Genomic DNA, 24,707 nt, shown 5'->3' with positions numbered 1-24,707 from the left:
CGGTGATTTCCACCGCAGCGCAATCTTCTTGCGGTTCTTGCGCTAATCTTGCGTTCATGACGCGACGACTTGCTCAGGTTGCCCAGAAGGTTGGAGTCAGCGAGGCCACGGTCAGCCGGGTGCTGAACGGCAAGCCGGGCGTCTCCGACGCCACGCGGCAAGCCGTCCTCTCCGCGCTGGACGTCCTCGGTTACGAGCGCCCCACCCAACTGCGCGGAGAGCGGGCCCGGCTCGTCGGACTCGTCCTTCCCGAGCTGCAGAACCCGATCTTCCCGGCCTTCGCCGAAGTGGTCGGGGGCGCGCTCGCCCAGCAGGGGCTGACTCCCGTGCTCTGCACCCAGACCAAGGGCGGCGTCTCCGAGGCCGACTACGTCGAGCTCCTGCTGCAGCAGCAGGTGTCCGGGGTCGTGTTCGCCGGTGGGCTCTACGCCCAGGCCGACGCCCCGCACGATCACTACAAGGTGCTCGCCGACCGCAAGATCCCCGTGGTCCTGATCAACGCGGCCATCGCCCATCTCGGATTCCCCGGGGTCTCGTGCGACGACTCCGTGGCTGTCGAGCAGGCGTGGCGCCACCTCGTCTCGCTCGGTCACGAACGGATCGGGTTCGTCCTCGGCCCGTCCGACCACGTGCCCTCGCAGCGCAAGCTCGCTGCCGCTCGCGCGCTCGCCGAGGAGGCGGGGACGACGGTGCCGGACGAGCGGGTGGCCAGGGCCATGTTCTCGCTCGAGGGCGGCCAGGCCGCGGCCATGCGGCTGCTGGACCAGGGAGTCACCGGCATCATCTGCGCCAGCGACCCGCTCGCCCTGGGCGCGGTGCGGGCGGCACGCCGCCGCGGACTGTCCGTGCCCGCGGACGTCTCGGTCGTCGGCTACGACGACTCGGCCTTCATGAACTGCACCGAGCCGCCGCTGACCACGGTCCGCCAGCCCATCGAGGCCATGGGCCGGGCAGCGGTGGAGCTGCTCTCGGTGCAGATCGCGGGCCGTGCGGTGCCGTCCGACGAGCTTCTCTTCGAGCCGGAACTCGTGGTGCGCGGCTCCACGGCCCAGCCGCCACGCGAAAATTCCCGCTGATTGTAGCTAATTTGCAGGATCGGCCCGGGGCAGCGGTGCGGGCCGCAGGACCGGCGCGGGCAGTGGCTGCGGCGGGCGAGGCCCTGTGTACTGCCCGCTGGGCCGCATCCGCAGGGGCCGCTCCGTGTACTCCTCCAGCGCGTGGGCGATCCAGCCCGCGGTGCGGGACACGGCGAACACCGTCTCGCCCGCCTCCGCGGGCATGCCGCAGGCGACCGACAGGACGGCGAGCGCCAGGTCGACATTGGCGTGCAGGGGAGTGTGGCGGGCGGTGGTGGCGACCACGTCGCGGGCCGCGGCCAGCGCCCGGGCAGCCTGTGGTACGTCCTCGAGCAGGTCGAACAGGACCTGGGCCCGTGGATCCTCACCCGTGTACAGGCGGTGTCCCAGCCCGGGCACGCGGCGGCCGGCGCGGAGATGGTCGGCGACGACCGGGGAGGCGCTGCCCCGTTCCACGACCTCGGACAGCATCCGGTGGGCCAGGCCGCTCGCGGCGCCGTGCAGAGGACCCTCCAGTACGCCCAGCCCCGCCGAGACCACCGCGTACGGATGGGCGTGCGCGGACGCGGCGACCCGCGCAGCCAGCGTCGACGCCGCCAGGTCGTGGTCGGTGAGCAGGGCCAGTGCGGTGTCGAGCACGGCCAGTGACGCCGCGTCGGCCGGCTGACCGGAGAGCCTCGGCCACAGCTGCCGGGCGAGGGGCGCGGAGGCGTCGCCCGTCACGTCGTGGCTGTCGGCATGCGGCTGTTCCCCGACCACGGGCAATGCGCCCACCAGGGTGGGGATCAGGCCGCGCGCGCTGCTGAGAACCCCCTGGGGGGAGAGATCGAACCGCAGCGGATCGGCTGCCGCGGCCGCCGTGACAGCGACCCGCAGCCGGTCGGTCGAGCCGCTGTGGGCCGGGAGGGCGGCGACTGTCCGCCGTGCCGCAGCGAGCGATTCCGGAGGCGCGGTGAAACGCACGCCCGGGCGGAGCTCGCCGGTCCAGATCCACTCCGCGACCTCCTCGTAGCCGTACATGCGGGCGAGCTCGGTGGCGTCGACCCCGCGGAAGTAGTACGCGTCGTGCTCGATGAGCGTGATGCCGGTACGGAAGACCAGCTCGCCCGCGGAGGGAACGGGCTCCCGGCGTCCGGTGCGCCGGACCAGGGCAGCGACCTCTGCGGCGTCGAACGTGCTGCCTCGTCCCCCGGGGGCCCGCCTGCTGCTGAGCTGTCCCCGGCTCACGTAGGCGTACACGGTCTCGGGCTTCACTCCCAGCAGTTCGGCCGTCTCCCGTGTGGTGAGCCTGCGCGCCTCCCCGGGATCTTCGCCCCCGGCGCCTTCCGTGCCGGCCTCGCGCGCTGCCTCATGCGTCATGGTGCCCACCGTATCCATATCCATCGGCATCCATCGAGACTCCATGTTGATTGGATCAATGTTGACATGAATTGAGTCAATCATAGACAGTCGAATCAATGTTCAATCGACTGTCGGAGGAGAGACCGGAAATGTCTGCCTTGAGGACTGGTACCGCCCCGCTCGACGTGCCCCGCGGCCTCGCCGGCGTGATCGTCACCGACACCGCGATCGGCGATGTGCGCGGGCGGGAGGGCTTCTACCACTACCGGCACTACTCGGCGATCGATCTGGCGCAGAGCCGCAGCTTCGAGGACGTCTGGTACCTGCTGTTCCACGGCGAACTGCCCGACCGTGCCGCAGGCGCCGACTTCGCGGCCCGCACGGCCGGTCTGCGCCGTCTGCCGGACGAGGTGCGCGAGGCGCTGCCGGCCATCGCCCGCGCGGGCGCGGTCTCCGGCCCGCTGGCCGGCCTGCGCACCGCGCTCTCACTGCTCGGGGCCTCTGCCGGATTCCGCCCGGTGTACGACATCGGCGCCGACCGCCGCCGCAGCGACGCGCTCGCCGTCTGCGCGGCCGTACCGACCGTGCTGACCGCCCTGTACCGGCTCGGCCAGGGACTCGAACCGGTCGAACCGCGTGAGGACCTGCCGTTCGCGGCGAACTACCTGTACATGCTCACCGGAGCCGAGCCGGACGCCGCACGGGTCAGGGCCGTCGAGCAGTACCTCATCTCCACCATCGATCACGGCTTCAACGCGTCGACGTTCACCGGCAGGGTGGTGGCGTCCACCGGCGCGGACGTGGCCGCCTGCCTGGTCGCGGCGGTCGGCGCGCTCTCCGGGCCGCTGCACGGCGGCGCGCCCAGCCGGGCTCTGGACACACTGGACGCCATCGGGACTCCGGACCGCATCGACGGATGGATCCGGGAACAGGTCCTCGCGGGAGGCCGGATCATGGGCTTCGGACACCCCGTCTACCGCACCGAGGACCCGCGCTCACGCATGCTGCGCTCGATCGCGCAGAGCTTCGGCGGCCCACTCGTCGACTTCGCCGTCGAGGTCGAACGGCAGGTGGAGCTCATCCTCGCCGAGCTCAAGCCGGGGCGTGAGCTGCACACCAACGTGGAGTTCTACGCCGGGGTCGTCATGGAGCTCTGCGGTCTGCCGCGCGAGATGTTCACCCCCACCTTCTGCGCCGCGCGTGTGGTCGGCTGGAGCGCCAATATCCTGGAGCAGGCGGAGGACTCGAAGATCATCCGCCCGGCGGCCCGCTATGTGGGAACGCCCCCGCCCCAGCCCGTACCGGCACCCTGACCGGCCCCGAGAAAGGCCCACGTTGACCCCGCCCCGCGCCCCACAGATCCCGGTCGTCGTCCTGGCGGGGTTCCTGGGATCAGGCAAGACGACCCTGCTCAACCATCTGCTCCGCAACCGGGCCGGCAACCGGATCGGTGTGATCGTCAACGACTTCGGTTCCATCGAGATCGACGCCATGGCCGTCGCGGGGCAGGTCGGGTCGACGGTCTCTCTGGGCAACGGCTGCCTGTGCTGCGCAGTCGACGCGAGCGAGCTCGACACCTTCCTGGAGACGCTGACCAGGCCTGCCGCCCGGCTCGATGTGATCGTCATCGAGGCGAGCGGTCTCGCCGAGCCCCAGGAGCTCGTACGGATGCTGCTGGCCAGCGACAATCCGCACATCCGGTACGGGGGACTGGTCGAGGTCGTCGACGCCGCCGAATTCATGTCCACGCGGGAGCGGCACCCGGAGATCGACCGCCATCTCGGGGTCGCCGACCTCGTCGTGCTGAACAAGACCGACAGGGTGGCACCGGCGGAACTGGACGCCGTGCGGGAGGCGGTGGCGACCGCCGGCAGCAGGGCGGCCGTCATCCACGCCGAGTTCGGGCGCATCGACCCCGAGCTGCTCGTCGATCCCGTGCTGCGGCCGGACGGTGAAGACACCGCACGTCAGCTGACGTTCGAGGACCTTCTCCTGGAGACGGACCACGAGCACGACAGCCATCTGCACGCGGCGTACGAGAGCGTCTCCTTCACCACCGACGTGCCGATGAATCCCCGGCGGTTCATCGAGTTCCTCGATTCCAGGCCCGAGGGCCTCTACCGGATCAAGGGGTACGTCGACTTCGGCGTGGGCGATCCGGGAAACAGGTACACCCTGCACTCCGTCGGCAGGTTTCTGCGCTTCGTCCCGCAGGCGTGGACGCGGGACGAGCCGAGGAGCACGCAACTGGTGCTCATCGGTTCCGGTATCGACGCGGAGGCGCTGGACAAGGGGCTCTCCGACTGCCGGGAGCCGGAGCAGGACGCCACCGGAGAACTCGAGCGCAGCATGTGGGGCATCCTGCGCTACGTACAGCGGCCGGACGACGACGAGGCCTGAGCGGCCCCGGCGTCGTCCGGCCGGGTGTTACAGCGGTCCGGCGATCACGGAGACCGGGCTCGTCAGCGGTGTGCCCGAGCCGTCGCGCCGCGGATCCGGGGCAGGCAGCTCTGCCGGTGTGCCGTTCCGCTGCGCGGCGCGGGCCGGAACGGCGCCTGCCCACGCGAACACCAGGACGTCCTCCCCCTTGAGGAAGCGCTGGCAGCGCACCCCACCGGTGGCCCTGCCCTTGCGCGGATACTGGTCGAACGGGGTGAGCTTCGAGGTCAGCTCCGAATCGTCCAGCGTGCCGTGCGAGCCGGCCACCGTGAACACCACGGCGTCGACCGCGGGATCCACCGCCGTGAACGAGAGCACCACGGCCCCCGCCGTGAGCTTGACGCCCGCCATGCCGCCCGCCGGGCGGCCCTGCGGGCGCACCTGCGCCGCCGGATAGCGAAGCAGCTGTGCGTCGGACGTGATGAAGACCAGGTCCTCCTCGCCCGTACGCAGCTCCGTCGCGCCGACGATGCGGTCGCCGTCCTTGAGCGTGATGACCTCCAGCTCGTCCTTGTTGGCCGGATAGTCGGGCACCACGCGCTTCACCACCCCCTGCAGGGTGCCGATCGCCAGGCCCGGCGACTCCTCGTCCAGTGTGGTGAGGCAGATCAACTCCTCGCCCGTCTCCAGCGTGAGGAACTCCGAGATCTGAGCCCCTCCCGAGAGGTTGGGAGCCGCGTGGGTGTCCGGCAACTGCGGCAGATCGATCACCGACAGCCGCAGCAGGCGCCCCGTGGACGTCACCGCACCGACATCACCCCGCGCCGTCGCGGGGACGGCCGAGACGACCACGTCGTGCTTCGTGCGCTTGGCGTCCTCGGCCGCCACGACCTGGTCGGCGTTGGCCGTACGGGCCAGCAGACCGGTCGACGAGAGGAGCACCCGGCACGGGTCGTCGGCGACCTCCAGCGGTACGGAGGCGACCTGCGAACCTGCCGACTCCAGCAGCACCGTGCGTCGGTCGGTGCCGAACTTCTTCGCCACCGCGGCCAGTTCGGCCGAGACGAGCTTGCGCAGCTCCGCGTCCGACTCCAGGATCGCCGTCAGCTTGTCGATCTCGTCGTTGAGCCGGTCGCGCTCGCTCTCCAGCTCGATGCGGTCGAACCGGGTGAGCCTGCGCAGCGGGGTGTCCAGGATGTACATCGTCTGGATCTCGCTCAGGGAGAAGCGCTCGATCAGCCGCTCCTTGGCCTGTGCCGAATTGTCGCTGTCCCGGATGATGCGGATGACCTCGTCGATGTCGAGCAGGGCGACGAGAAGCCCCTCGACCAGATGCAGCCGGTCCCGGCGCTTGGTCCTGCGGAACTCGCTGCGCCGGCGCACCACCTCGAAGCGGTGGTCGAGGTAGACCTCCAGGAGCTCCTTGAGCCCCAGGGTGAGCGGCTGCCCGTCGACCAGCGCCACGTTGTTGATGCCGAAGGACTCCTCCATCGGCGTCAGCTTGTAGAGCTGCTCCAGCACGGCCTCCGGCACGAAGCCGTTCTTGACCTCGATCACCAGCCGGAGCCCGTGCGACCGGTCGGTGAGGTCCTTGACGTCCGCGATGCCCTGGAGCTTCTTCGCGGACACGAGGTCCTTGATCTTGGCGATCACCTTCTCCGGGCCGACGGTGAAGGGCAGTTCGGTGACGACGAGGCCCTTGCGGCGCGGCGTGACGTCCTCTATCGCGACGGTCGCACGGATCTTGAACGTGCCGCGACCTGCGGCGTACGCGTCCTTGATGCCGCCGAGACCGACGATCCTGCCACCCGTCGGCAGGTCGGGGCCCGGGACGAAACGCATCAGGGTCTCGAGGTCGGCGTTCGGGTGCCTGATGAGATGGCGGGCGGCGGCGATCACCTCGCCGAGGTTGTGCGGCGGCATGTTCGTCGCCATGCCGACCGCGATCCCGGACGCCCCGTTGACCAGGAGGTTCGGGTACGCCGCCGGGAGGACGACAGGCTCCCGCTCCTGTCCGTCGTAGTTCGACTGGTAGTCGACGGTGTCCTCGTCGATCGACTCCGTCATCAGCGACGTGGCGTCGGCCATCCGGCACTCGGTGTACCGCATGGCGGCCGGCGGGTCGTCGTTGCCGAGCGAGCCGAAGTTGCCGTGTCCGTCGACGAGGGGCAGGCGCATCGAGAACGGCTGTGCCATGCGCACCAGTGCGTCATAGATCGACGCGTCGCCGTGCGGGTGCAACTTGCCCATCACTTCGCCGACGACACGGGCGCACTTCACGTAGCCGCGGTCGGGGCGCAGCCCCATCTCGTTCATCTGGGACACGATGCGGCGGTGCACGGGCTTCATGCCGTCGCGGGCGTCGGGCAGAGCCCTGGAGTAGATCACCGAGTACGCGTACTCGAGGAAGGAGCCCTGCATTTCGTCGACGACGTCGATGTCGAGGATCTTCTCCTCGAAGTCGTCCGGCGGCGGGGTCTTCGTGCTGCGGCGGGCCATCGCGGCTGCGACTCCTTCACAGATTCTGTCGGGCAACCTCAGGTTCTGACGCCGACCATTGTGGACCGCCGTACTGACAACGCCGACCTCGACCCGTCCGAAGTGGTCCCAGGGGCCCCTCAGGAGCCCCTGTTTACGGCACCATCTACGACAACATTCACCGATCGGGAACTTCGCCAGGTGCCGGTGCGCTTGCTTACAGTGGCAGGTCCGGCAGGAAATCCTGTATCGCGATCGAAGGGACGTACATGCCCATGGGTCACACGGCCACAGCCCAGGCCGGTTCCGGCGGCTTGACGGCGACCGAGCACCGCCTGGCCAACGGCCTGCGCGTGGTGCTCTCGGAGGACCATCTGACCCCGGTCGCCGCGGTCTGCCTCTGGTACGACGTCGGTTCCCGTCACGAGGTCAAGGGGCGCACAGGCCTGGCTCACCTCTTCGAGCACCTGATGTTCCAGGGCTCCGGCCAGGTCAAGGGGAACGGACACTTCGAGCTGGTGCAGGGGGCCGGCGGTTCCCTCAACGGCACCACCAGCTTCGAGCGCACCAACTACTTCGAGACGATGCCCACGCACCAGCTGGAGCTCGCCCTGTGGCTCGAGGCCGACCGGATGGGCTCGCTGCTCGCCGCGCTCGACGACGAGTCCATGGAGAACCAGCGCGACGTCGTGAAGAACGAGCGCCGCCAGCGCTACGACAACGTTCCGTACGGCACGGCGTTCGAGAAGCTCACGGCCCTCGCGTACCCGGAGGGCCACCCGTACCACCACACGCCGATCGGCTCGATGGCCGATCTGGACGCGGCGACGCTGGACGACGCGCAGGCGTTCTTCCGCACGTACTACGCGCCCAACAACGCCGTGCTCTCGGTGGTCGGTGACATCGACCCGGAGCAGACGCTGGCCTGGATCGAGAAGTACTTCGGCTCCATCCCCTCGCACGACGGCAAGCAGCCGCCGCGCGACGGCACGCTGCCCGGCACCATCGGTGAGCAGCTGCGCGAAGTGGTGCACGAGGAGGTCCCCGCGCGTGCGCTGATGGCCGCCTACCGGCTGCCGCACGACGGCACCCGCGAGTGCGACGCCGCGGACCTGGCGCTGACCGTCCTCGGCGGCGGCGAGTCGTCCCGGCTGCACAACCGCCTGGTCCGGCGCGACCGTACGGCGGTGGCCGCGGGATTCGGGCTGCTCAGGCTCTCCGGAGCGCCCTCCCTGGGCTGGCTGGACGTGAAGACGTCCGGTGGTGTCGAGGTGCCGCAGATCGAGACGGCCGTCGACGAGGAGCTGGCCCGCTTCGCGGCCGAGGGCCCCACGCCCGAGGAAATGGAGCGGGCGCAGGCCCAGTTGGAGCGCGAGTGGCTGGACAGGCTCGGCACGGTCGCGGGCCGCGCCGACGAACTGTGCAGGTACGCCGTGCTGTTCGGCGACCCCCAGCTCGCGCTCACCGCGGTGCAGCGGGTGCTCGACGTCACCGCGCAGGAGGTCCAGGCGGCCGCCCAGGCGCATCTGCGTCCCGACAACCGGGCGGTCCTGGTCTACGAGCCGGTCGAGCCGGCGGACGAGGCCGAGGATGCCGCAGGCAGCACCGACGACCACGAGGGGGCCGAGAAGTGACCGACGCCGCCGTGACTGGAGTAGCGATGGAGTACCACCCGCAGCCGACCGCAGGCGAGGCCAGGCCCTGGGCCTTTCCCGCGCCCGATCGCGGCGCTCTGCCCAATGGCCTGACCGTGCTGCGCTGCCACCGCCCCGGCCAGCAGGTCGTCGCCGTGGAGATCTTCCTGGACGCGCCGCTCGACGCCGAGCCCGAGGGTCTGGACGGTGTGGCCACGATCATGGCGCGCGCGCTGTCCGAGGGCACCGACAAGCATTCGGCGGAGGAGTTCGCCGCCGAGCTGGAGCGCTGCGGTGCCACGCTCGACGCGCACGCCGACCACCCCGGTGTCCGGGTCTCGCTGGAGGTCCCGGTCTCCCGGCTCTCCAAGGCGCTCGGCCTGGTCGCCGAAGCGCTGCGGGCGCCGGCCTTCACCGAGAGCGAGGTGGAGCGCCTGGTGGGCAACCGGCTCGACGAGATTCCGCACGAGCAGGCCAACCCGGCCCGGCGTGCCGCCAAGCAGCTCTCCAAGGAGCTGTTCCCCGCCACGGCGCGGATGTCCCGTCCGCGCCAGGGCACCGAGGAGACCGTGCGGCGGATCGACGCCGCGGGTGTGCGCGCCTTCTACGACGCCCATGTCCGCCCGTCCACCGCGACGGCTGTCATCGTCGGTGACCTCACCGGGGTCGATCTGGACACGCTGCTCGCGGACACCATCGGTGACTGGTCGGGCAACGCCGGCCAGGCGCGCCCGGTGCCGCCGATCACCGCGGACGACACCGGCCGGGTGGTGATCGTGGACCGTCCCGGAGCCGTGCAGACGCAGCTGCTGATCGGCCGGATCGGCGCCGACCGGCACGACAGCGTCTGGCCCGCCCAGGTCCTGGGCACGTACTGCCTGGGGGGCACCCTCACCTCCCGGCTGGACCGCGTCCTGCGCGAGGAGAAGGGCTACACCTACGGCGTCCGGGCCTTCGGCCAGGTGCTGCGCTCGACGGCACCCGGATCCGTCTCCGGGGCGACCGGCGCCGCGATGCTCGCCATCAGCGGCTCCGTGGACACGGAGTCCACCGGGCTGGCCCTGGACGACCTGTGGAAGGTCCTGCGCACCCTGGCGGCCGAGGGGCTCACGGACGCCGAGCGCGAGACCGCCGTGCAGAACCTCGTGGGGGTCGCCCCGCTGAAGTTCGAGACGGCGGCATCGGTCGCGGGCACCCTCGCCGACCAGGTGGAGCAGCACCTCCCGGACGACTACCAGGCCCAGCTGTACGCGCGCCTGGCGGAGACCGGCACGGTGGAGGCGACGGCCGCGGTCGTCAACGCGTTCCCCGTGGACCGGCTGGTCACGGTCCTCGTGGGAGACGCTTCGCAGATCGCGGAGCCCGTCAGGGCGCTGGGTATCGGCGAGGTGTCGGTCGTCACCGGCTGACAGAACAGAACAAAGCGAACCCCGGCGAGTGCCTTCTCGCCGGGGTTCTCCTTTTTGTCTGATTTGGTGAAGAACGTTCAGGTATGGCCTGTGGGATGTGCGACAAAGCGACCTGTCCGTTTGGTGATTGAAAGTCGCCCGGCCTAGCGTCGGCTCGGCTGTCCGCCAGACGTATGCCGCATCCGCGGCGCCGGGCAGTCATCGCCGAGTCCCCGTCAGGCGCGAGCCTGGGGAGCCGGGGACCCACGTAGTCCCTGGGGTGAATCGGATGTCCGCGTCTCGTACGAGGCGGGGGGATCCGTAGGAGACCTTCCTGCTCCGAACCCGTCAGCTAACCCGGTAGGCGAGAAGGAAGGAAAGGATCAGCCCCTCCATGGCGTTCACCCGTGCCACCGGGAAGCACCGTGCCCCGAGCCGCCTGACGCGCAGGAGCGCCAAGGTCGCCGGCATCGCGGCTCTGGCCACCACCGGCGTCATCGGCGGAATGGCCTCCCCGGCCCTCGCCGCGGACTCCGAGGCCCTCACCGTCACCGGTCTGACCCAGGCCGTTGCCCTCGACACCACTCTCGCCGCCCAGATCGACGCCCAGGCCGAGGCGCAGCAGCACCAGGCCGACGTCGCGGCGAAGGCGAAGGCCGAAGCGGCGGCCAAGGCGAAGGCCAAGGCCGAGGCGAAGCGCAAGGCCGAAGCCCGCGCCAAGGAGGTCCGTGAGGCCAAGGCGCGCGCCGCCCGCGCCGCCGAGCGCGCCCGGCTGAACTCCTTCCACCTCCCGGTCGCCGGCTCCTCCGTGACCACCGGCTACAAGTCCAGCGGTGCCCTCTGGTCCTCCGGCAGCCACTCCGGTGTCGACTTCCGCGCCGCGTCCGGCAGCTCCGTCGTCGCCGTCGGCGCCGGGACGGTCGTCGAGGCGGGCTGGGGCGGCGCGTACGGCAACAACATCGTGCTCCGGATGACGGACGGCACGTACACCCAGTACGGCCACCTCTCCTCGATCGGCGTGTCCGTCGGACAGAGCGTCGCCTCGGGGCAGCAGATAGGCCTGTCGGGCTCCACCGGCAACTCCACCGGACCGCACCTGCACTTCGAGGCGCGGACCACCCCGGAGTACGGATCCGACATGGACCCGGTCGCCTACCTCCGGGCGCACGGTCTCCAGGTCTGAGACCCTCCTGTCGCACAGCTTTCCGAAGGCCCCGGCACCCGCCGGGGCCTTCGTCGTGCCGCCCCGGGACCGCTCCGCCGCGAACCGCCGCAGAAGTACTCGTCGGCTGGAAGATATCCATGGATTCCGCTCCGCCATCGGAAATTGCGGCTGATTGCAATAGAGTCACAGAACAGGCGTCGATCGGCCGCGTTTCGCGGGGATTAAGGCGGAGGTTCGGACATGCGCATTCCCGCGCATTCGGTATGCACGGCAATCCGTGACGACATCGTCTCCGGTGTCTTCGAACGCGGCAGCCGCCTCACCGAGGAGGTGCTCGCACGTCGGTACGGGGTCTCCCGCGTCCCGGTGCGCGAGGCACTGCGCACCCTGGAGTCCGAGGGGTTCGTCGTCACCCGCAGGCACGCCGGCGCCTGTGTCGCCGAGCCCACGGAGCAGGAGGCCGCCGACCTCTTGGAGATCCGCATGCTCCTGGAACCACTGGGTGCCGCCCGCGCCGCCCAGCGTCGCACCGAGGCACACCTCAAGGTGCTCCGAGGGCTGGTCAGACTGGGACAGGAGCGGGTTCGCCGGGGCGAGGGCGAGGATCTGCGCTCGCTCGGCGGCTGGTTCCACGAGACGCTGGCACAGGCGTCGGGCAGCCCCGCCCTCATCTCGCTGCTCACCCAGCTCAGGCACAAGATCGCCTGGATGTACACGGTCGAGCATCCGGCCCGCCCCGCCGATTCCTGGGCCGAGCACGGCGCCATCGTGGACGCCGTGGCGCGCGGTGACGCGGAACGGGCCAGGGCGCTCGCGGCCCAGCATGCCGAGCGGGCCACCGCCGCCCACCGGCTGCGGCGCACGGACCGGCCCGGCCGCACGGCAGGTCCGGCCCGGGTGAGGACTTCGCAACATTCTGTAAACATCGCAGGTGTCCGGCATTAACAATGGCGCCGTATACAAAGAAGGGAATTCGGGAGGGCTTTCTTTTTGCTGCCCGAATTCAGGTCGTCCTCACCAACGTCGCGGACTTCCCGGAAACGACAAAGCCGCGGCTCCCGATGGGGATACCGCGGCTTTGCCGAGGAAGTAATTCCGGTCCGGAACGGGCGGAATCAGACGGTCTCCGGAAGCTCCTCGAGCCCCTCGGTGACCAGCTTCGCCAGACGGTCCAGGGCGGCTTCGGCGTCGTCCGCCTCGGACGCGAGCACGATCTCCTCGCCACCCTGGGCGCCCAGGCCGAGCACGGCGAGCATCGAGGCGGCGTTCACCGGGTTGCCGTCAGCCTTGGCGATCGTCACGGGGACGCCGGAGGCCGTGGCGGCACGGACGAAGATGGATGCGGGGCGGGCGTGCAGGCCCTCGGCCCAACCGACGTTGACGCGGCGCTCAGCCATGGTTCTGCCCTTCACGAATCAATGGTTGTCTAGACCAGTCTCTCATGCAGTGCGCACTGCTGTGTCCGACCTCCGGCCCGGCCGCCACCGTCGATCGGCTCCCTCAGACTGCCCGTGCCACGATCCGTCCGCGACCGGTGCGGCGGCCGTAGGCTTTGCCCATGGAGCCCACGCCGGAGCAGAGTCCGCATCACGCGTACCCCGACCACTGGGAGGCGGACGTGGTGCTCCGCGACGGTGGTACCGCCAGGATCAGGCCCATCACCACGGACGATGCCGAGCGGCTGGTCAGCTTCTACGAACAGGTCTCCGACGAGTCGAAGTACTACCGCTTCTTCGCCCCCTATCCACGTCTCTCCGCCAAGGACGTGCACCGCTTCACCCATCACGACTACGTCGACCGGGTGGGGCTGGCCGTCACGATCGGCGGAGAGTTCATCGCGACCGTCCGCTTCGACCGGATCAACGAACAGGGCAGACCGGCCTCCGCACCCGCCGACGAGGCCGAGGTCGCCTTCCTCGTCCAGGACGCCCACCAGGGCCGCGGTGTGGCATCGGCGCTCCTCGAACACATCGCGGCGGTTGCCCGTGAGCGCGGCATCGTGCGCTTCGCCGCCGAAGTGCTGCCCGCGAACAACAAGATGATCAAGGTGTTCCGGGACGCCGGCTACACCCAGCAGCGCAGCTTCGAGGACGGTTCCGTCCACCTCACGCTCGACCTCGAACCCACCGCGGCGTCCCTGGCGGTCCAGCGCGGCCGTGAACAGCGGGCCGAGGCGCGCTCCGTGCAGCGGCTGCTGGCCCCCGGCTCGATCGCCGTCGTCGGCGCCGGCCGCGCCGCGGGCGGAGTGGGCCGCACGGTGCTGCGCAACCTTCTCGGCTCGGGCTTCACCGGACGCACCTACGCGGTGAACCGGTCCTTCGCCGCCGAACAGGCCACGGTCGACGGTGTGCCCGCGCACCGCTCCGTGGCCGAGATCGGCGAACAGGTCGACCTCGCGATCGTCGCCGTCCCGGCCGAACGGGTACCGGAGGTCGTGGCCGACTGCGGAGAGCACGGGGTCCAGGGCCTCGTCGTCCTCTCCGCCGGTTACGCCGAGCGCGGCGCCGAAGGCCGGGAGCGCCAGCGCGAACTGGTCCGGCAGGCCCGCAGTTACGGAATGCGGATCATCGGTCCGAACGCCTTCGGCATCATCAACACCTCCGACGCCGTCAGGCTGAACGCCTCCCTCGCCCCCACGTCGCCCGCACCCGGACGCATCGGGCTGTTCACCCAGTCCGGCGCGATCGGGATCGCCCTGCTGTCCGGCCTGCACCGGCGCGGCGCGGGGCTGTCGACGTTCATCTCCGCGGGCAACCGGGCCGATGTCTCGGGCAACGACTTCCTGCAGTACTGGTTCGAGGACCAGGACACCGATGTGGCCCTCCTCTATCTCGAATCGCTCGGCAACCCGCGCAAGTTCACCCGGCTCGCCCGCCGTACCGCCGCCGTGAAACCCGTGGTCGTCGTCAAGGGCGCCCGGCACAGCGGCTCCACCCCGCCCGGCCACGCCGTCCCCGTCAGCCGGATCCCCGACGCGACGGTCTCCGCCCTGATGCGCCAGGCCGGCGTGATCCGCGTCGACACGGTCACGGAGATGGTCGACGCGGGCCTGCTGCTCGCCGATCAGCCCTTGCCGGCCGGTCCCCGGGTGGCGATCCTCGGCAACTCCGAATCCCTCGGCCTCCTCACCTACGACGCCTGCCTCGCCGAAGGGCTGCGCCCGCGCCCGCCGCGCGACCTGACGACGGCTGCCGGGCCGCAGGACTTCCGGGACGCCCTGGCCGAGGCGCTCACCGACCAGACCTGCGACGCCGTGATCGTGACCGCGATCCCCTGGGTGGGAGAGAACGGCGAAGCGGAGACGGGCGACGGCGAGGTGCTGGCCGCTGCCCTGCGCGAAGCGGCGGCCACGGGCCCGGCCAAGCCGGTCGCCGTGGTGCACGTCGAAATGGGCGGCCTGGCGGAGGCCCTGGCCGCGGCCGCGAGCACGGCCACCCCGGCCGGCGAATCCCGGCCGGGGGCGCCTTCCCCGTACGCGACAGGCGCCCCGGAGACCCCCGGGCGGGGGCAGGGCGAGCAGGAACCGGACGAGCCTCCGGCCGGTGCGCCACGACCGGACGCGTCACGGACCGGCACGGCGAACCGCGAGGGCACCGGCCGGGACGGCGCCGCCGGCCCCGGGACGAGCGGCACCGCGGAACGCGGCGAAGGGCCCGACGAGGCGCTCGGCCCGCAGCCCCGGACCGGGCGGATCCCCGCCTACCCGGCCGCCGAACGTGCCGTCCGTGCGCTCTCCGAGGCCGTGAAGTACGCGCAGTGGCGGCGGCAGGCGGCCGTGCCCGGGAAGATTCCCGAGTTCCTGGACGAGACCATCGACGAGCCGGGGGCGGCCACCCTGATCGAGGCGCTGCTCGGCCCCAGCCCCGACCCGAAGGGCCGTCCGCTCACCCACGACGAGGCAGCCGAACTGCTCGGCCGCTACGGCATCGCCGTACGGCCGGCCCTCCCGGCCCTCGACCCGCGGGCCGCCGTCGCCGCCGCCGCGCGACTCGGCTACCCGGTGGCACTCAAGACGACCGCCCCCCACCTCCGTCACCGCGCGGACCTCGGCGGTGTCCGGCTGGACCTCGCCAACGAGAGCGCCCTGAGCCGGGCCTACGGCGAACTGACCGAGCTGCTCGGCACGCCTGCCGAGCTGCGGCCCGTCGTCCAGGCCATGGCGCCGCGCGGTGTCGACACCGTCGTACGGGCCTCGATCGACGCCGCCGCGGGAGCCGTCCTCTCCTTCGGTCTGGCCGGCGCGCCCTCCGAGCTGCTCGGCGACGTGGCCCACCGCCTCGTCCCGGCCACCGACCGCGACGCCGCAGAGCTGATCCGGTCCATCAGGGCGGCGCCGGTGCTGTTCGGCTGGCGGGGCTCCGCGCCCGCGGACACCGCGGCGCTCGAAGAGCTCCTCCTGCGGGTGTCCCGTCTGGTCGACGACCATCCCGAGGTGGTGTCGGTCGCCCTGGAACCCGTCGTGGTCGCCACGCAGGGCCTGACCGTCCTGGGAGCGAGCGTCCGGCTCGCGCCGCCTCCGGCCCGTACCGATCTCGGTCCCCGCAGACTCCCCAGCTACTGACTGCCCCGGACCTCACCACGGCGTCCCCGGCAGCCACCGGCCCCCCGTAGGATGGTCCGTATGGCAAAGACCGGTACGACGACCCAGGGGCTGCGCGCGGCGATCGAGCGCAGCGGCTACTACCCGGCCCTCGTGGCCGAGGCGGTGGAGGCCGCCGTCGGCGGTGAGCCTGTCGCGTCGTACCTGGTGCACCAGGAGACCACCTTCGACTCCAACGAGGTGCGTCGCCATGTCACGGTCCTGGTCCTGACGGACACCCGCTTCATCGTCAGCCACACCGACGAGCAGGCCGCCGACACCAGTTCCCCGACGCCGTACGCCACCACGTCCACCGAGTCGGTCAAGCTCGACCGGATCTCCTCCGTCGTGGTCAGCCGTGTGGTCGCCGACCCCGAGAAGTACGTACCCGGCACCCTGCCCCGCGAGGTCGTCCTGACCATCGGCTGGGGCGCGGTCTCCCGGATCGACCTCGAGCCCGCCGCCTGCGGCGACCCCAACTGCGAGGCCGACCACGGCTACACCGGCAGTTCGACCGCCGACGACCTCAGCCTGCGGGTCAGCGAGGCCGGCGACGGGCCGGACACCGTGCGCCAGACCCTGGCCTTCGCCCAGGCCCTCTCCGAGGCCACGGCCGCGACCGCGGCGACCGGCCGCTGATGGCCCAGCCGGCCTGGCAGGACCCCGTTCTGCTCGCTCTCGACAGCGCTCCCGTTCCCGAGTACGGCAGCGGCTCGCTCGCGGACCTGCTCCCGACGATCGCCGCGGGGCAGGGCGTACCCGGCTTCGAGGCGACGCTCGCGGAGCTGACCCCCGCCGACCGGAACTGCGTCTTCCTCATCGACGGACTCGGCTGGGAGCAGATCAAGGCACACCCGGACGAGGCGCCCTTCCTGCACGCGCTGCTCCCCACGTCCCGCGGCGGCACGGGCCGCCCGATCACCTCGGGCTTCCCGTCCACCACGGCGACCTCGCTCGCCTCCGTCGGTACGGGGCTGGCGCCCGGCGAGCACGGCCTTCCCGGCTACACCGCGCGCAATCCGGAGACCGGCGAGCTGATGAACCAGCTCCGCTGGAAGCCCTGGACGGAGCCCAAGGTCTGGCAGCCGTACCCCACCGTCTTCCAGCGCGCCGACGCGGCAGGTGTGCGCACAGCACAGGTCTCCGCGCCCACGTTCGAGCAGACCCCGCTCACCAAGGTCGCGCTCAGTGGAGGCTCGTTCCTCGGCCGGCTCTCCGGCGAGGACCGGATGGACCTGGCCGCGGAGCGGCTCGCCGCCGGTGACAGGTCGCTCGTCTACACGTACTACAGCGAGGTCGACGGCAAGGGGCACCGCTTCGGCGTCGACTCCGACGCCTGGCGGGGCCAGCTGATGTATGTCGACGGGCTGGCCCGGCGCCTCGCCGAGCAGCTCCCGCCCCGCTCGGCGCTGTACATCACCGCCGACCACGGCATGATCGACATCCCGTTCGACGAGCAGTCCAGGATCGACTTCGACGAGGACTGGGAGCTCCGCGCCGGAGTCGCCCTGCTCGGCGGCGAAGGCCGGGCCCGTCATGTGTACGCGGTCCCCGGGGCGCAGAACGATGTCCTGACCGTCTGGCGCGAAGTGCTCGGCGAGCAGTTCTGGGTGGCGAGCCGGGACGAGGCGATCGCGGCCGGCTGGTTCGGCCCGCGGATCGACGAGCGGGTCCACGGCAGGATCGGAGACGTGGTGGCGGCCGCGCACGACGACGTGGTGATCACCGCGTCGGTCAACGAGCCCCATGAGTCCGTGATGGCCGGCATGCACGGTTCTCTGACCCCGGCGGAGCAGCTCGTCCCGCTCCTCGAAGTACGCTCGTAGCTCCCTCCCACCCCCACCACGCACGACCCGAAAGGCGCTCAACTTCTCATGCCCGAGCTTGTGTTCTTCTCCGGAACGATGGACTGCGGAAAGAGCACGCTCGCGCTGCAGATTGCGCACAACCGGTCGGCGAGAGGGCTGCAGGGCCTGAACTTCACCCGGGACGACCGTGCGGGGGAGGGGAAGCTCTCTTCCCGGCTCGGGCTGGTGACGGAGGCCGTCGAGGCGGTGGCGGGTATGAACCTGTACGCCTACGTCGTCGACCGGGTGTCGCAGGGCGGCAGGGTCGACTACTTGATCGTGGACGAGGCGCAGTTCCTGGAGCCGGAGCAGATCGACCAACTGGCGCGCATCGTCGATGACTTGGACCTGGACGTCTTTTCCTTCGGTATCACCACCGACTTCCGCACGAAGCTCTTCCCTGGCTCGCGGCGGCTGTTCGAGCTGGCGGACCGCGTGGAGACGCTGCAGGTGGAGGCGCTGTGCTGGTGCGGGGCGCGTGCTACGCACAATGCCCGCACGGTGGGCGGCGAGATGGTGGTGGAAGGTGAGCAGGTCGTTGTCGGTGACGTGAGCAGCCCTGCCGCGGAAGTCGGCTACGAGGTGTTGTGCCGGCGTCACCATCGTCGCCGTATGACGAGCGGCTCCGTCCACGCCGGCGCGCTCTCGCCGGACGTCCTGCCGGTGGGCTCCGACTGAACCCTGTCGACGGCCGCCCACGCAGAACGCTCGGCCGGGAAACCCCGGCCGAGCGCCTGCAGAACTGCTCGCGGGGTCAGTCCAGGGCGTACGCCCGCTTGACGGTCTGCGTCGTGCGGTTGCCCGCGTCGTCCCACACCTCGACGCGCAGGGCCACGAAGCCGTTGGTCTCCGCACGGCTCGGGTGGCGGACGCTCACGCGGTGGCTCCCTTCGTCGCCGACCCGTACGTCGGCGAGACGCCAGGTGGCGCCGTCGTCGTAGGAGACGGAGACCTTGGCACCGGCGATGTCCTCGTCCCCGGTGTATCCGGCCTGGCGGGAGGTGGTGAGCGTGAATCCGAACCGCTCGCCCGCATCGGCCCGGTTGAGCGCGTCCACCGGCACGTCGAAGCCGGTGAGGATCACCGGCAGGGTCGAGCAGTCCGTCGGGTTTCCGTACGCTGCCCGGCACTCATCGGACTGGACTCCCTTCGGCGCGGCCGAGCGGAACGTCCAGGCCGTCTTCTGCTCCGTGCCGAGCCGGACGCCGGAACCCAGGGCCCGGGTGACGTCGTACTCCATCCGGTAGGTGGCCTCCTCGGGAACGAGCAGCTCCGCGAGGTTGTCGATCTTCGTGTCGTCGCGGTAGTAGCGGGCCGTCATCGCCGTCGCGCCGTACATCCCCCAGTGGGACGACTCGGAGTCTCCGGCAGTCGTGTACGCGAAGGTGATCCGCTCCGGGGTGCGGCAGAAAGCGCACGCCGTGAGCTGCGGCGTCCCGGCATGCACGGGCCCGCGGTACCAGTCCCGCTCGCGCTTCTGACCGGCCTTGAAGGCGGCGACGGGCTCCCGCATCTCGGTGCCCGGCCGACCGGAGTGGACGGACTGCTGGTACGTCATGTCGGGCGCGTACACGTATTCCTGCCGGGTGGCGGGGGCGTTCATGTAGGCCCTGGTGCGGAAGGCATAGCCGCCCCACGGGTGCCAGGCGCTCATCGTCTCGTTGGCGAGACGCGGTTCCAGGTCGCTGTAGAAGTGGTTCTCCGTGACGGCGTACTGCTTCTTGTAGGTGGTCATGACGGGCCTGGCGGGCAGGGCGCCCTGGAAGGCGAGGGGGACGAGGTAGGTGAAGCGGCTCTCGGCCCGCGTGGCCACCTCCACCGTGACGGGCCTGCGGGACAGTTCGCGCAGCAGACGCAGGCTGGATGCCTGGGTGGTGGCGAAGACCGGGATCTTGCGGCCCTCGATGTCGGTGATCGCCCCGGAACCCGTTTCGGGACGGGCGATCAGCACCCCGGCCGCACCCTTGGCGACCGCCGTGTCGACGAGCTTCGACACGTCGACGGCCATGGTGGTGATCACAGCCAGCCGGCCGCGTACATCGCGTCCGGAGTAGTCGGCGTCCGAACCGCCACCGACCGGAACCGACTTGAGGTGGCGCGAGGTGTCCTTCCGCATGCCCAGCGCCGGGGTCACGATGCTGAGGCGGTCCGGGCCCGGCAGGTCCGCCTCGGCGGTGACCAGCGGGTCACGGAGTCCGGTGTCCCGGCCGAAGGTGAGCGTGCCCGTCTCGGCCGTCGACTCCGACGGGATGACGCCTTCGGTGACGACACGGTCGCCGGCGAGACCGTAGCTGGTCAGCGAGCCGACGAAGTTCCCCGGACGGGTGCGCGTCAGCGACGTCGAGTACCAGGAGTCGGCCGTCGGCCGCTTCTCGTCGGCCACACGCGCCCTCACGTCGACGGCCTTGCGGGCGTCGATGCTGACCTCCATGTCCTTGGCCAGGTCGATTTCGGGCTCGGCGTAGAAGTCCGAGGCGGACTCCGTGCCGTTCACGTCCGTACGGAGCCGTGCGATCACCGAGTAGCGGCCCTTGGGGACGGTGACGGAGTACGAGTCCTGGTTCTGCAGGGTCGCGCTGCGGAACACGACGTCGTCCGTGACCATGTCGAACACCTGGATCGTCGCCAGCGCGGGAGCCTTGCCGTTGCGATCGGCCAGGTGCACCGTGACATCCGCCTGTGGGGCCCACCTGATGTAACCGACCGCGGTGACGAGCCGGGCGCCGTCCGCTGTGGCGTGCACGAAGCCACTGTGGTGGCTGTACCCACCGAGGTACTGGTCGACGGAGAGCGTCACATCGGCGGTGCCGTGCGCGGGCACGGTGACGGTGCCCGAGGAGAGGCGGACCTCGTCCTCGACCGTGTCGACACCGCGGTCCATGTCGAGCCCGAGGGAGAGCGTGACGTCCTTGTCGCCGATGTTGGTGTAGGTGATGGTGCGGTTGAGGGGATCCGTCGGCGTATCGGAGGCGATGAACGTCCCGAAGTCTGCCTTGGCACTGGCGAAGACCGTCGACCTGATGCCGTTGGTGAGGTCGACGCGGCCCGCCCCCTCGTCGAAGGGGGTGACCACGGGGAGGTTCTTCGCGGTGCTGGCCAGGGCGTTCTTGAGCTGCTCGCCGTTCATGTCGGGGTGGATCTGCGCCATGATCGCGGCTGCACCGGCGACATGAGGGGTGGCCATCGAGGTGCCGCTGAGCGAGGTGTAGTTGTCGTCGACGGGCGTACCCAGGCTGGTGCCGTCCGCGCGCGCGGCGACGATGCCGACGCCCGGCGCGGAGATCTCGGGCTTCAGCGACCCGCCGCTGTTGCCGGGCCCCCGGCTGGAGAAGGGCGCCATCTTGTCGTCGCCGTCGACGGCGCCGACGGTCAGCGCCCTCGCTGCGAGGCCGGGCGATCTGACCGTGCCGGCGCCGGGTCCCGCGTTGCCGGCGGCGATGACGAACAGGGTGCCGTACTGCTCGCTGAGCCGGTTGACGGCCTGGCTGAGGACGTCGTTGGGGGTGCCGTCTCCGCCGAGGCTCATGCTGATGACATCGGCGCCCTGCGCGGCGGCCCACTCCATACCGGCGAGCACCCATGAGGAGTCACCGGAACCGCTGTTGCTGAGGACCTTCCCGACGATCAGGTCGGCGCCGGGGGCGACACCCTTGCGGAGCCCGCCGGAGGCGGCGCCCGAGCCGGCGATGGTCGCCGCGACGTGCGTGCCGTGCCCCTGCTTGTCAGGGACGGTCTCGGTCGGCACGAAGCTCTCCGAGGCGGAGATCCTGCCCGCCAGGTCGGGGTGGTCGAGGTCGGCCCCGGTGTCGAGGACGGCGACCTTCACCCCCTTGCCGTCGTATCCGGCGGCCCATGCGTCGGGTGCGCCGATCTGCGGCACGCTCTTCTCAAGGAGCGGCTTGACCTGCTGGTCGAGCCATACCTTCTTGATCTCGCGGGCGGCCTTCGCGGGCCGGTCGTCGCCGGTGCCGAGAGCGTCGAAGAACTCGTCCGTGTCCTTCTTGCCGAGCGAGGTGGCCGCCGCGTCGATGGAGGCCAGGGGGCGTGCGCTCGCGTCGGCGAGGCTCTCGGTCCGCATGTCGAGCGCGCGGGCGGAGGGCTCGTCCTTGTAACTGACGATGACGGGGATGGTGGCGCGGTGGGCGTCGTCGTACCCGGCGGCTATCAGCCCCGTGACATTGAAGAGTTCACGGTCGAGCTTGCCGGAGGCGATGCCTCCGAGCGCGCTGTCCGGGTAGACGTACACGTCACCGTCGGGCGTCGTCTCGCTCTGGAACGACGCGGCCTGTCGGTCTCCGGGGGCGGCCGTCACCGACGTACGGCCGCCTGCCGTGGTGACGTTGACGGTGTCGCCGGTGAGCAGGGTGACGGCGGCCGTGGTCGACCCGGCGGCAGCGGCGGGCTTTCGGGCCGCGTCGTCGGCACGCCCCGTGGACTCGGCCGCGGCGGGTGCCACCGGGCTGATCGCCGAGACCACGATGGTGGCGGCGACCGCGGTACTGCCAAGCGCCGCGCGCACCGGTCTTCTACGTGTGGGTCGCATGATGGGGTTCTCTCCGGTTCGGTTGCAGTCGTGACCGGGATGCTTGCGTATGCCACGGCCACGGGCGACGGTTCCGGGTGGCCGGATCATGCCAATGACACACATTCGCCAGGCCGCCTGCGCCCGGGCTCCGGTGACCGCGCCTGTGACACGTCTGCTCCCACCTGCCGTCGCGGACGTGAAGGGCTTTACTCGGCGATCCGGTGGAACCAGCCCTGCATGGTTGCCACTCCAGGGCCAAGTCGCCTTTGTGTACTCCCAGTTCGCGTAGCCTGAGAAGGACAGGACCCGTTACCCGTGGGCGCGATCGGCAGTTGTCCGGTTACCGGCCAATCGGACCAATCCGTAGGGCATTTGGATCCGAACAGCTAGGGGAGGGGACAGGTCCGGCGCCATGTGCCGGACCTCTTCGGCGCGCGCGTGGCGCGGACCCCGGCAACGGAAGAGCCCTGCCGGCGAGCGGTCCGGCAGACAGACACAGGTGGAGACTTACGTGGGCATACGCAGCGCGACAGTGAACGACGCACGGAGCATACGGGGCGACAGGACCACGGTCGACGAAACGCACAGCCGTCAGGGCGCGAGCCCTCGATGCGACGGCGGTGCGAAAAGAGTCAGGGACTCGGCAGTGAACGGCAGGGCATCCGCCGTCGCCGCAGTCGGGGACGGCTCGGACTCCCGCACCGTTGCACCGCCCACCCGGCCGGTCTTCGTCGACAGCAGCGGGAAACGCAGCCGAACCTGGCGCCGTGCGGGGACCATCACCGCGCTCTGCTGCACTTGCTACGCCACGACCGTGGTCGCCGCGCTGTTAGGGGGCGACTCCAGTGCGCCCTTCTTCCAACTGCCCAGGGCGATGGGCCTGGAGCGCGAGGTGGGAGAGCGGCCGGCCGAGTCCGAGGACGAGAACGGTGCGGCCTCGGCAACCGAAGCCGCGCTCGGCACGCCCGGTCCGGTGGCACCCGATCAGGCACACCTGGTGGTCGCCGCGCCGCCCGCCGTTCAGCGGCCGCTCGAAGCGTCCTTCGGCCCCGCGAGCATCCCCGCCGTGGACGTGGGGCCCGCCGCGCCCACGGCAGGACCCAAGACACCCGACCCCGCATCCGGCGGGAACACGCAGACCGGTGGGGGCGGCGAAGAATCCCCGAGCGAGCCGTCGGCGCCCGCTCCGGAGACCGGAAACGGCTCCGGGACCGACACGCCGGCCGGCGGTGGTGACGACACTCAGGGCCCGGAGGCCGAGGCCCCGTCCGGAGGGCCGCTCGGAGATCTGCTCGGAGGACTGCTCGGCGGGCTGCTGGGAGGCGCCTGACCGGCCGGGGACGCCGTGGCGCGGGACGACCGGCGTGGCCCGGCCGGGCTCAGCGGCCCGCCGACCGCACGATCGTGAACACCGCGCCCTCCGGATCCGCGACCGTGGCGAGCCGCCCGCTCGATCCCTCCCGCGGCGGCTGCAGGATATGTCCGCCGAGCTCCACCACACGCGCGGCGGCGTCGTCCGTGTCGGACACCTCGAAATAGGTCATCCAGTGCGGTCCCCGGTCGCGCGGCAGCGCATGGCCCACCCCGTGGAGAGCCGCCACGGGGCGGCCTTCCAGATGCAGGGTCTGGTAGTCGAAGTCGGCCGAGACGACCGCCTCCAACTCGAACCCGAACACAGCCTGGTAGAACTTGGCGACCGAGGACGTCTCGCGTGTCACCAGCTCGTTCCAGACAGGGGTTCCGGGTTCGCCCGCCAGGGCCGTACCGACGTGCTCGGCGGCCTGCCAGATACCGAAGACCGCTCCGCTCGGGTCGGAGGCGATGGCGAGGCGGCCCGCACTCCCGGCGACGATCGGCCCGACGGCGACCGTGCCGCCGCAGGCGCGGATCACCTCCGCGGTGAGATCGGCGTCCTCGGTGGCGAGATAGGTGGTCCAGGCGATCGGCAGGTGGCGGTCTGGGGGAAGCTGGCCGATGCCCGCGACTTCCTTCCCGTGAAGCAGCGCGCGGACGTACGGCCCGAGCTCTTCGGGTCCCGGCCGGAACTCCCAGCCGAACAGATTGCCGTAGAACTCCTGGGTCGCGGTCAGGCCGTGCACGATCAGACTCACCCAGCAAGGTGCTCCGGGCGTGCGCCGGGCGGCAGCCTCGGTCATCTTCTTATCTCTCCTCGGACCATCGTCGTGGCCGTACGGGGGGAACGGGGCCGGTACGCCGTCCAGCGGTACGGATACGGGTGTGTACGCTCCGTGCAGATGCTCGCACCACCGAGCTCCGCAGGCACCCCGGCCGCGC

General features: G+C 70.9%; 17 protein-coding genes and 1 riboswitch. Of the genes, 12 read left to right on the top strand and 5 right to left on the bottom strand.

Annotation, left to right across the window (positions count from 1 at the left end; translation table 11 throughout):
* Positions 1-56 precede the first annotated feature (56 nt).
* On the top strand, positions 57-1,076 hold the full coding sequence (locus ACFQ6X_RS10745; protein WP_383179111.1) for a LacI family DNA-binding transcriptional regulator: 1,020 nt from the start codon (positions 57-59) through the stop codon (positions 1,074-1,076).
* Between the two features lie 6 nt (positions 1,077-1,082).
* Here the strand turns inward: ACFQ6X_RS10745 and ACFQ6X_RS10740 are convergent, their stop codons facing one another.
* Positions 1,083-2,435: a citrate/2-methylcitrate synthase gene (locus ACFQ6X_RS10740; protein ID WP_383179108.1), complete on the bottom strand. Its 1,353-nt coding sequence runs from the start codon at positions 2,433-2,435 to the stop codon at positions 1,083-1,085.
* Positions 2,436-2,566: 131 nt separating this feature from the next.
* On the opposite strand from ACFQ6X_RS10740, the gene ACFQ6X_RS10735 reads away from it, so the two are divergent.
* Positions 2,567-3,730, top strand: coding sequence for a citrate/2-methylcitrate synthase (locus ACFQ6X_RS10735; protein ID WP_383179105.1), 1,164 nt, complete (start codon positions 2,567-2,569; stop codon positions 3,728-3,730).
* 22 nt (positions 3,731-3,752) lie between these two features.
* Positions 3,753-4,817, top strand: a complete 1,065-nt coding sequence (locus ACFQ6X_RS10730) for a CobW family GTP-binding protein (RefSeq protein WP_383179101.1) — start codon at positions 3,753-3,755, stop codon at positions 4,815-4,817.
* 27 nt (positions 4,818-4,844) lie between these two features.
* On the opposite strand, the gene ACFQ6X_RS10725 is transcribed toward ACFQ6X_RS10730, so the two are convergent.
* Entirely contained in the window at positions 4,845-7,295 is a 2,451-nt protein-coding gene (locus tag ACFQ6X_RS10725) for a DNA topoisomerase (ATP-hydrolyzing) subunit A (protein ID WP_383179098.1), read from the bottom strand.
* 248 nt (positions 7,296-7,543) lie between these two features.
* Between ACFQ6X_RS10725 and ACFQ6X_RS10720 the strand changes: the two genes are divergently transcribed.
* From ACFQ6X_RS10720 to ACFQ6X_RS10705, 4 genes are all read left to right on the top strand, one after another.
* Complete coding sequence (locus tag ACFQ6X_RS10720) at positions 7,544-8,908, top strand: pitrilysin family protein (protein WP_329206691.1); 1,365 nt, start codon at positions 7,544-7,546, stop codon at positions 8,906-8,908.
* 26 nt (positions 8,909-8,934) lie between these two features.
* A complete protein-coding gene (locus ACFQ6X_RS10715) occupies positions 8,935-10,317 on the top strand; it encodes a M16 family metallopeptidase (RefSeq protein WP_383179314.1) in 1,383 nt (460 codons plus the stop codon).
* Positions 10,318-10,509: 192 nt separating this feature from the next.
* Positions 10,510-10,678, top strand: a riboswitch (cyclic di-AMP (ydaO/yuaA leader).
* A 12-nt stretch (positions 10,679-10,690) separates the two neighbouring features.
* Positions 10,691-11,479 carry a M23 family metallopeptidase gene (locus ACFQ6X_RS10710; RefSeq protein WP_383179094.1) on the top strand — a complete coding sequence of 263 codons (789 nt, stop codon included), beginning with the start codon at positions 10,691-10,693 and terminating at the stop codon, positions 11,477-11,479.
* Positions 11,480-11,701: 222 nt separating this feature from the next.
* Entirely contained in the window at positions 11,702-12,406 is a 705-nt protein-coding gene (locus ACFQ6X_RS10705) for a GntR family transcriptional regulator (protein ID WP_383179091.1), read from the top strand.
* Between the two features lie 170 nt (positions 12,407-12,576).
* Here ACFQ6X_RS10705 and ACFQ6X_RS10700 read toward each other — a convergent pair whose 3' ends face one another.
* Positions 12,577-12,858 carry an HPr family phosphocarrier protein gene (locus ACFQ6X_RS10700; protein ID WP_329206688.1) on the bottom strand — a complete coding sequence of 94 codons (282 nt, stop codon included), beginning with the start codon at positions 12,856-12,858 and terminating at the stop codon, positions 12,577-12,579.
* Between the two features lie 161 nt (positions 12,859-13,019).
* Here ACFQ6X_RS10700 and ACFQ6X_RS10695 point away from each other — a divergent pair, with 161 nt between their 5' ends.
* The 4 genes from ACFQ6X_RS10695 to ACFQ6X_RS10680 are packed head-to-tail and all read left to right on the top strand — an operon-like array spanning position 13,020 to position 18,565.
* The gene (locus ACFQ6X_RS10695) at positions 13,020-16,022 is read left to right on the top strand and encodes a GNAT family N-acetyltransferase (RefSeq protein ID WP_383179088.1); all 3,003 of its coding nucleotides are present in this window, start codon (positions 13,020-13,022) and stop codon (positions 16,020-16,022) included.
* Between the two features lie 60 nt (positions 16,023-16,082).
* Entirely contained in the window at positions 16,083-16,679 is a 597-nt protein-coding gene (locus ACFQ6X_RS10690) for a DUF5998 family protein (protein ID WP_329206686.1), read from the top strand.
* Positions 16,679-17,866 (top strand): alkaline phosphatase family protein, encoded by a 1,188-nt coding sequence (locus ACFQ6X_RS10685; RefSeq protein ID WP_383179084.1) that lies wholly within the window; start codon positions 16,679-16,681, stop codon positions 17,864-17,866. The genes ACFQ6X_RS10690 and ACFQ6X_RS10685 overlap by 1 nt, the downstream gene beginning before the upstream one ends.
* Positions 17,867-17,914: 48 nt before the next feature.
* Positions 17,915-18,565 (top strand): thymidine kinase, encoded by a 651-nt coding sequence (locus tag ACFQ6X_RS10680; RefSeq protein WP_383179081.1) that lies wholly within the window; start codon positions 17,915-17,917, stop codon positions 18,563-18,565.
* Positions 18,566-18,641: 76 nt separating this feature from the next.
* Here the strand turns inward: ACFQ6X_RS10680 and ACFQ6X_RS10675 are convergent, their stop codons facing one another.
* Complete coding sequence (locus ACFQ6X_RS10675; protein WP_383179078.1) at positions 18,642-22,430, bottom strand: S8 family serine peptidase; 3,789 nt, start codon at positions 22,428-22,430, stop codon at positions 18,642-18,644.
* Positions 22,431-23,058: 628 nt separating this feature from the next.
* Here ACFQ6X_RS10675 and ACFQ6X_RS10670 point away from each other — a divergent pair.
* A complete protein-coding gene (locus ACFQ6X_RS10670; protein WP_383179075.1) occupies positions 23,059-23,742 on the top strand; it encodes a hypothetical protein in 684 nt (227 codons plus the stop codon).
* Between the two features lie 49 nt (positions 23,743-23,791).
* On the opposite strand, the gene ACFQ6X_RS10665 is transcribed toward ACFQ6X_RS10670, so the two are convergent.
* Complete coding sequence (locus ACFQ6X_RS10665) at positions 23,792-24,568, bottom strand: VOC family protein (protein WP_383179071.1); 777 nt, start codon at positions 24,566-24,568, stop codon at positions 23,792-23,794.
* Positions 24,569-24,707 lie beyond the last annotated feature (139 nt).

The organism is Streptomyces sp. NPDC056452 (genome assembly GCF_042796085.1).
Lineage (GTDB): Bacteria > Actinomycetota > Actinomycetes > Streptomycetales > Streptomycetaceae > Streptomyces.
The sequence above is the reverse complement of the archived record's forward strand: the minus strand, read 5'-3'. Positions and strand labels throughout refer to the sequence as shown.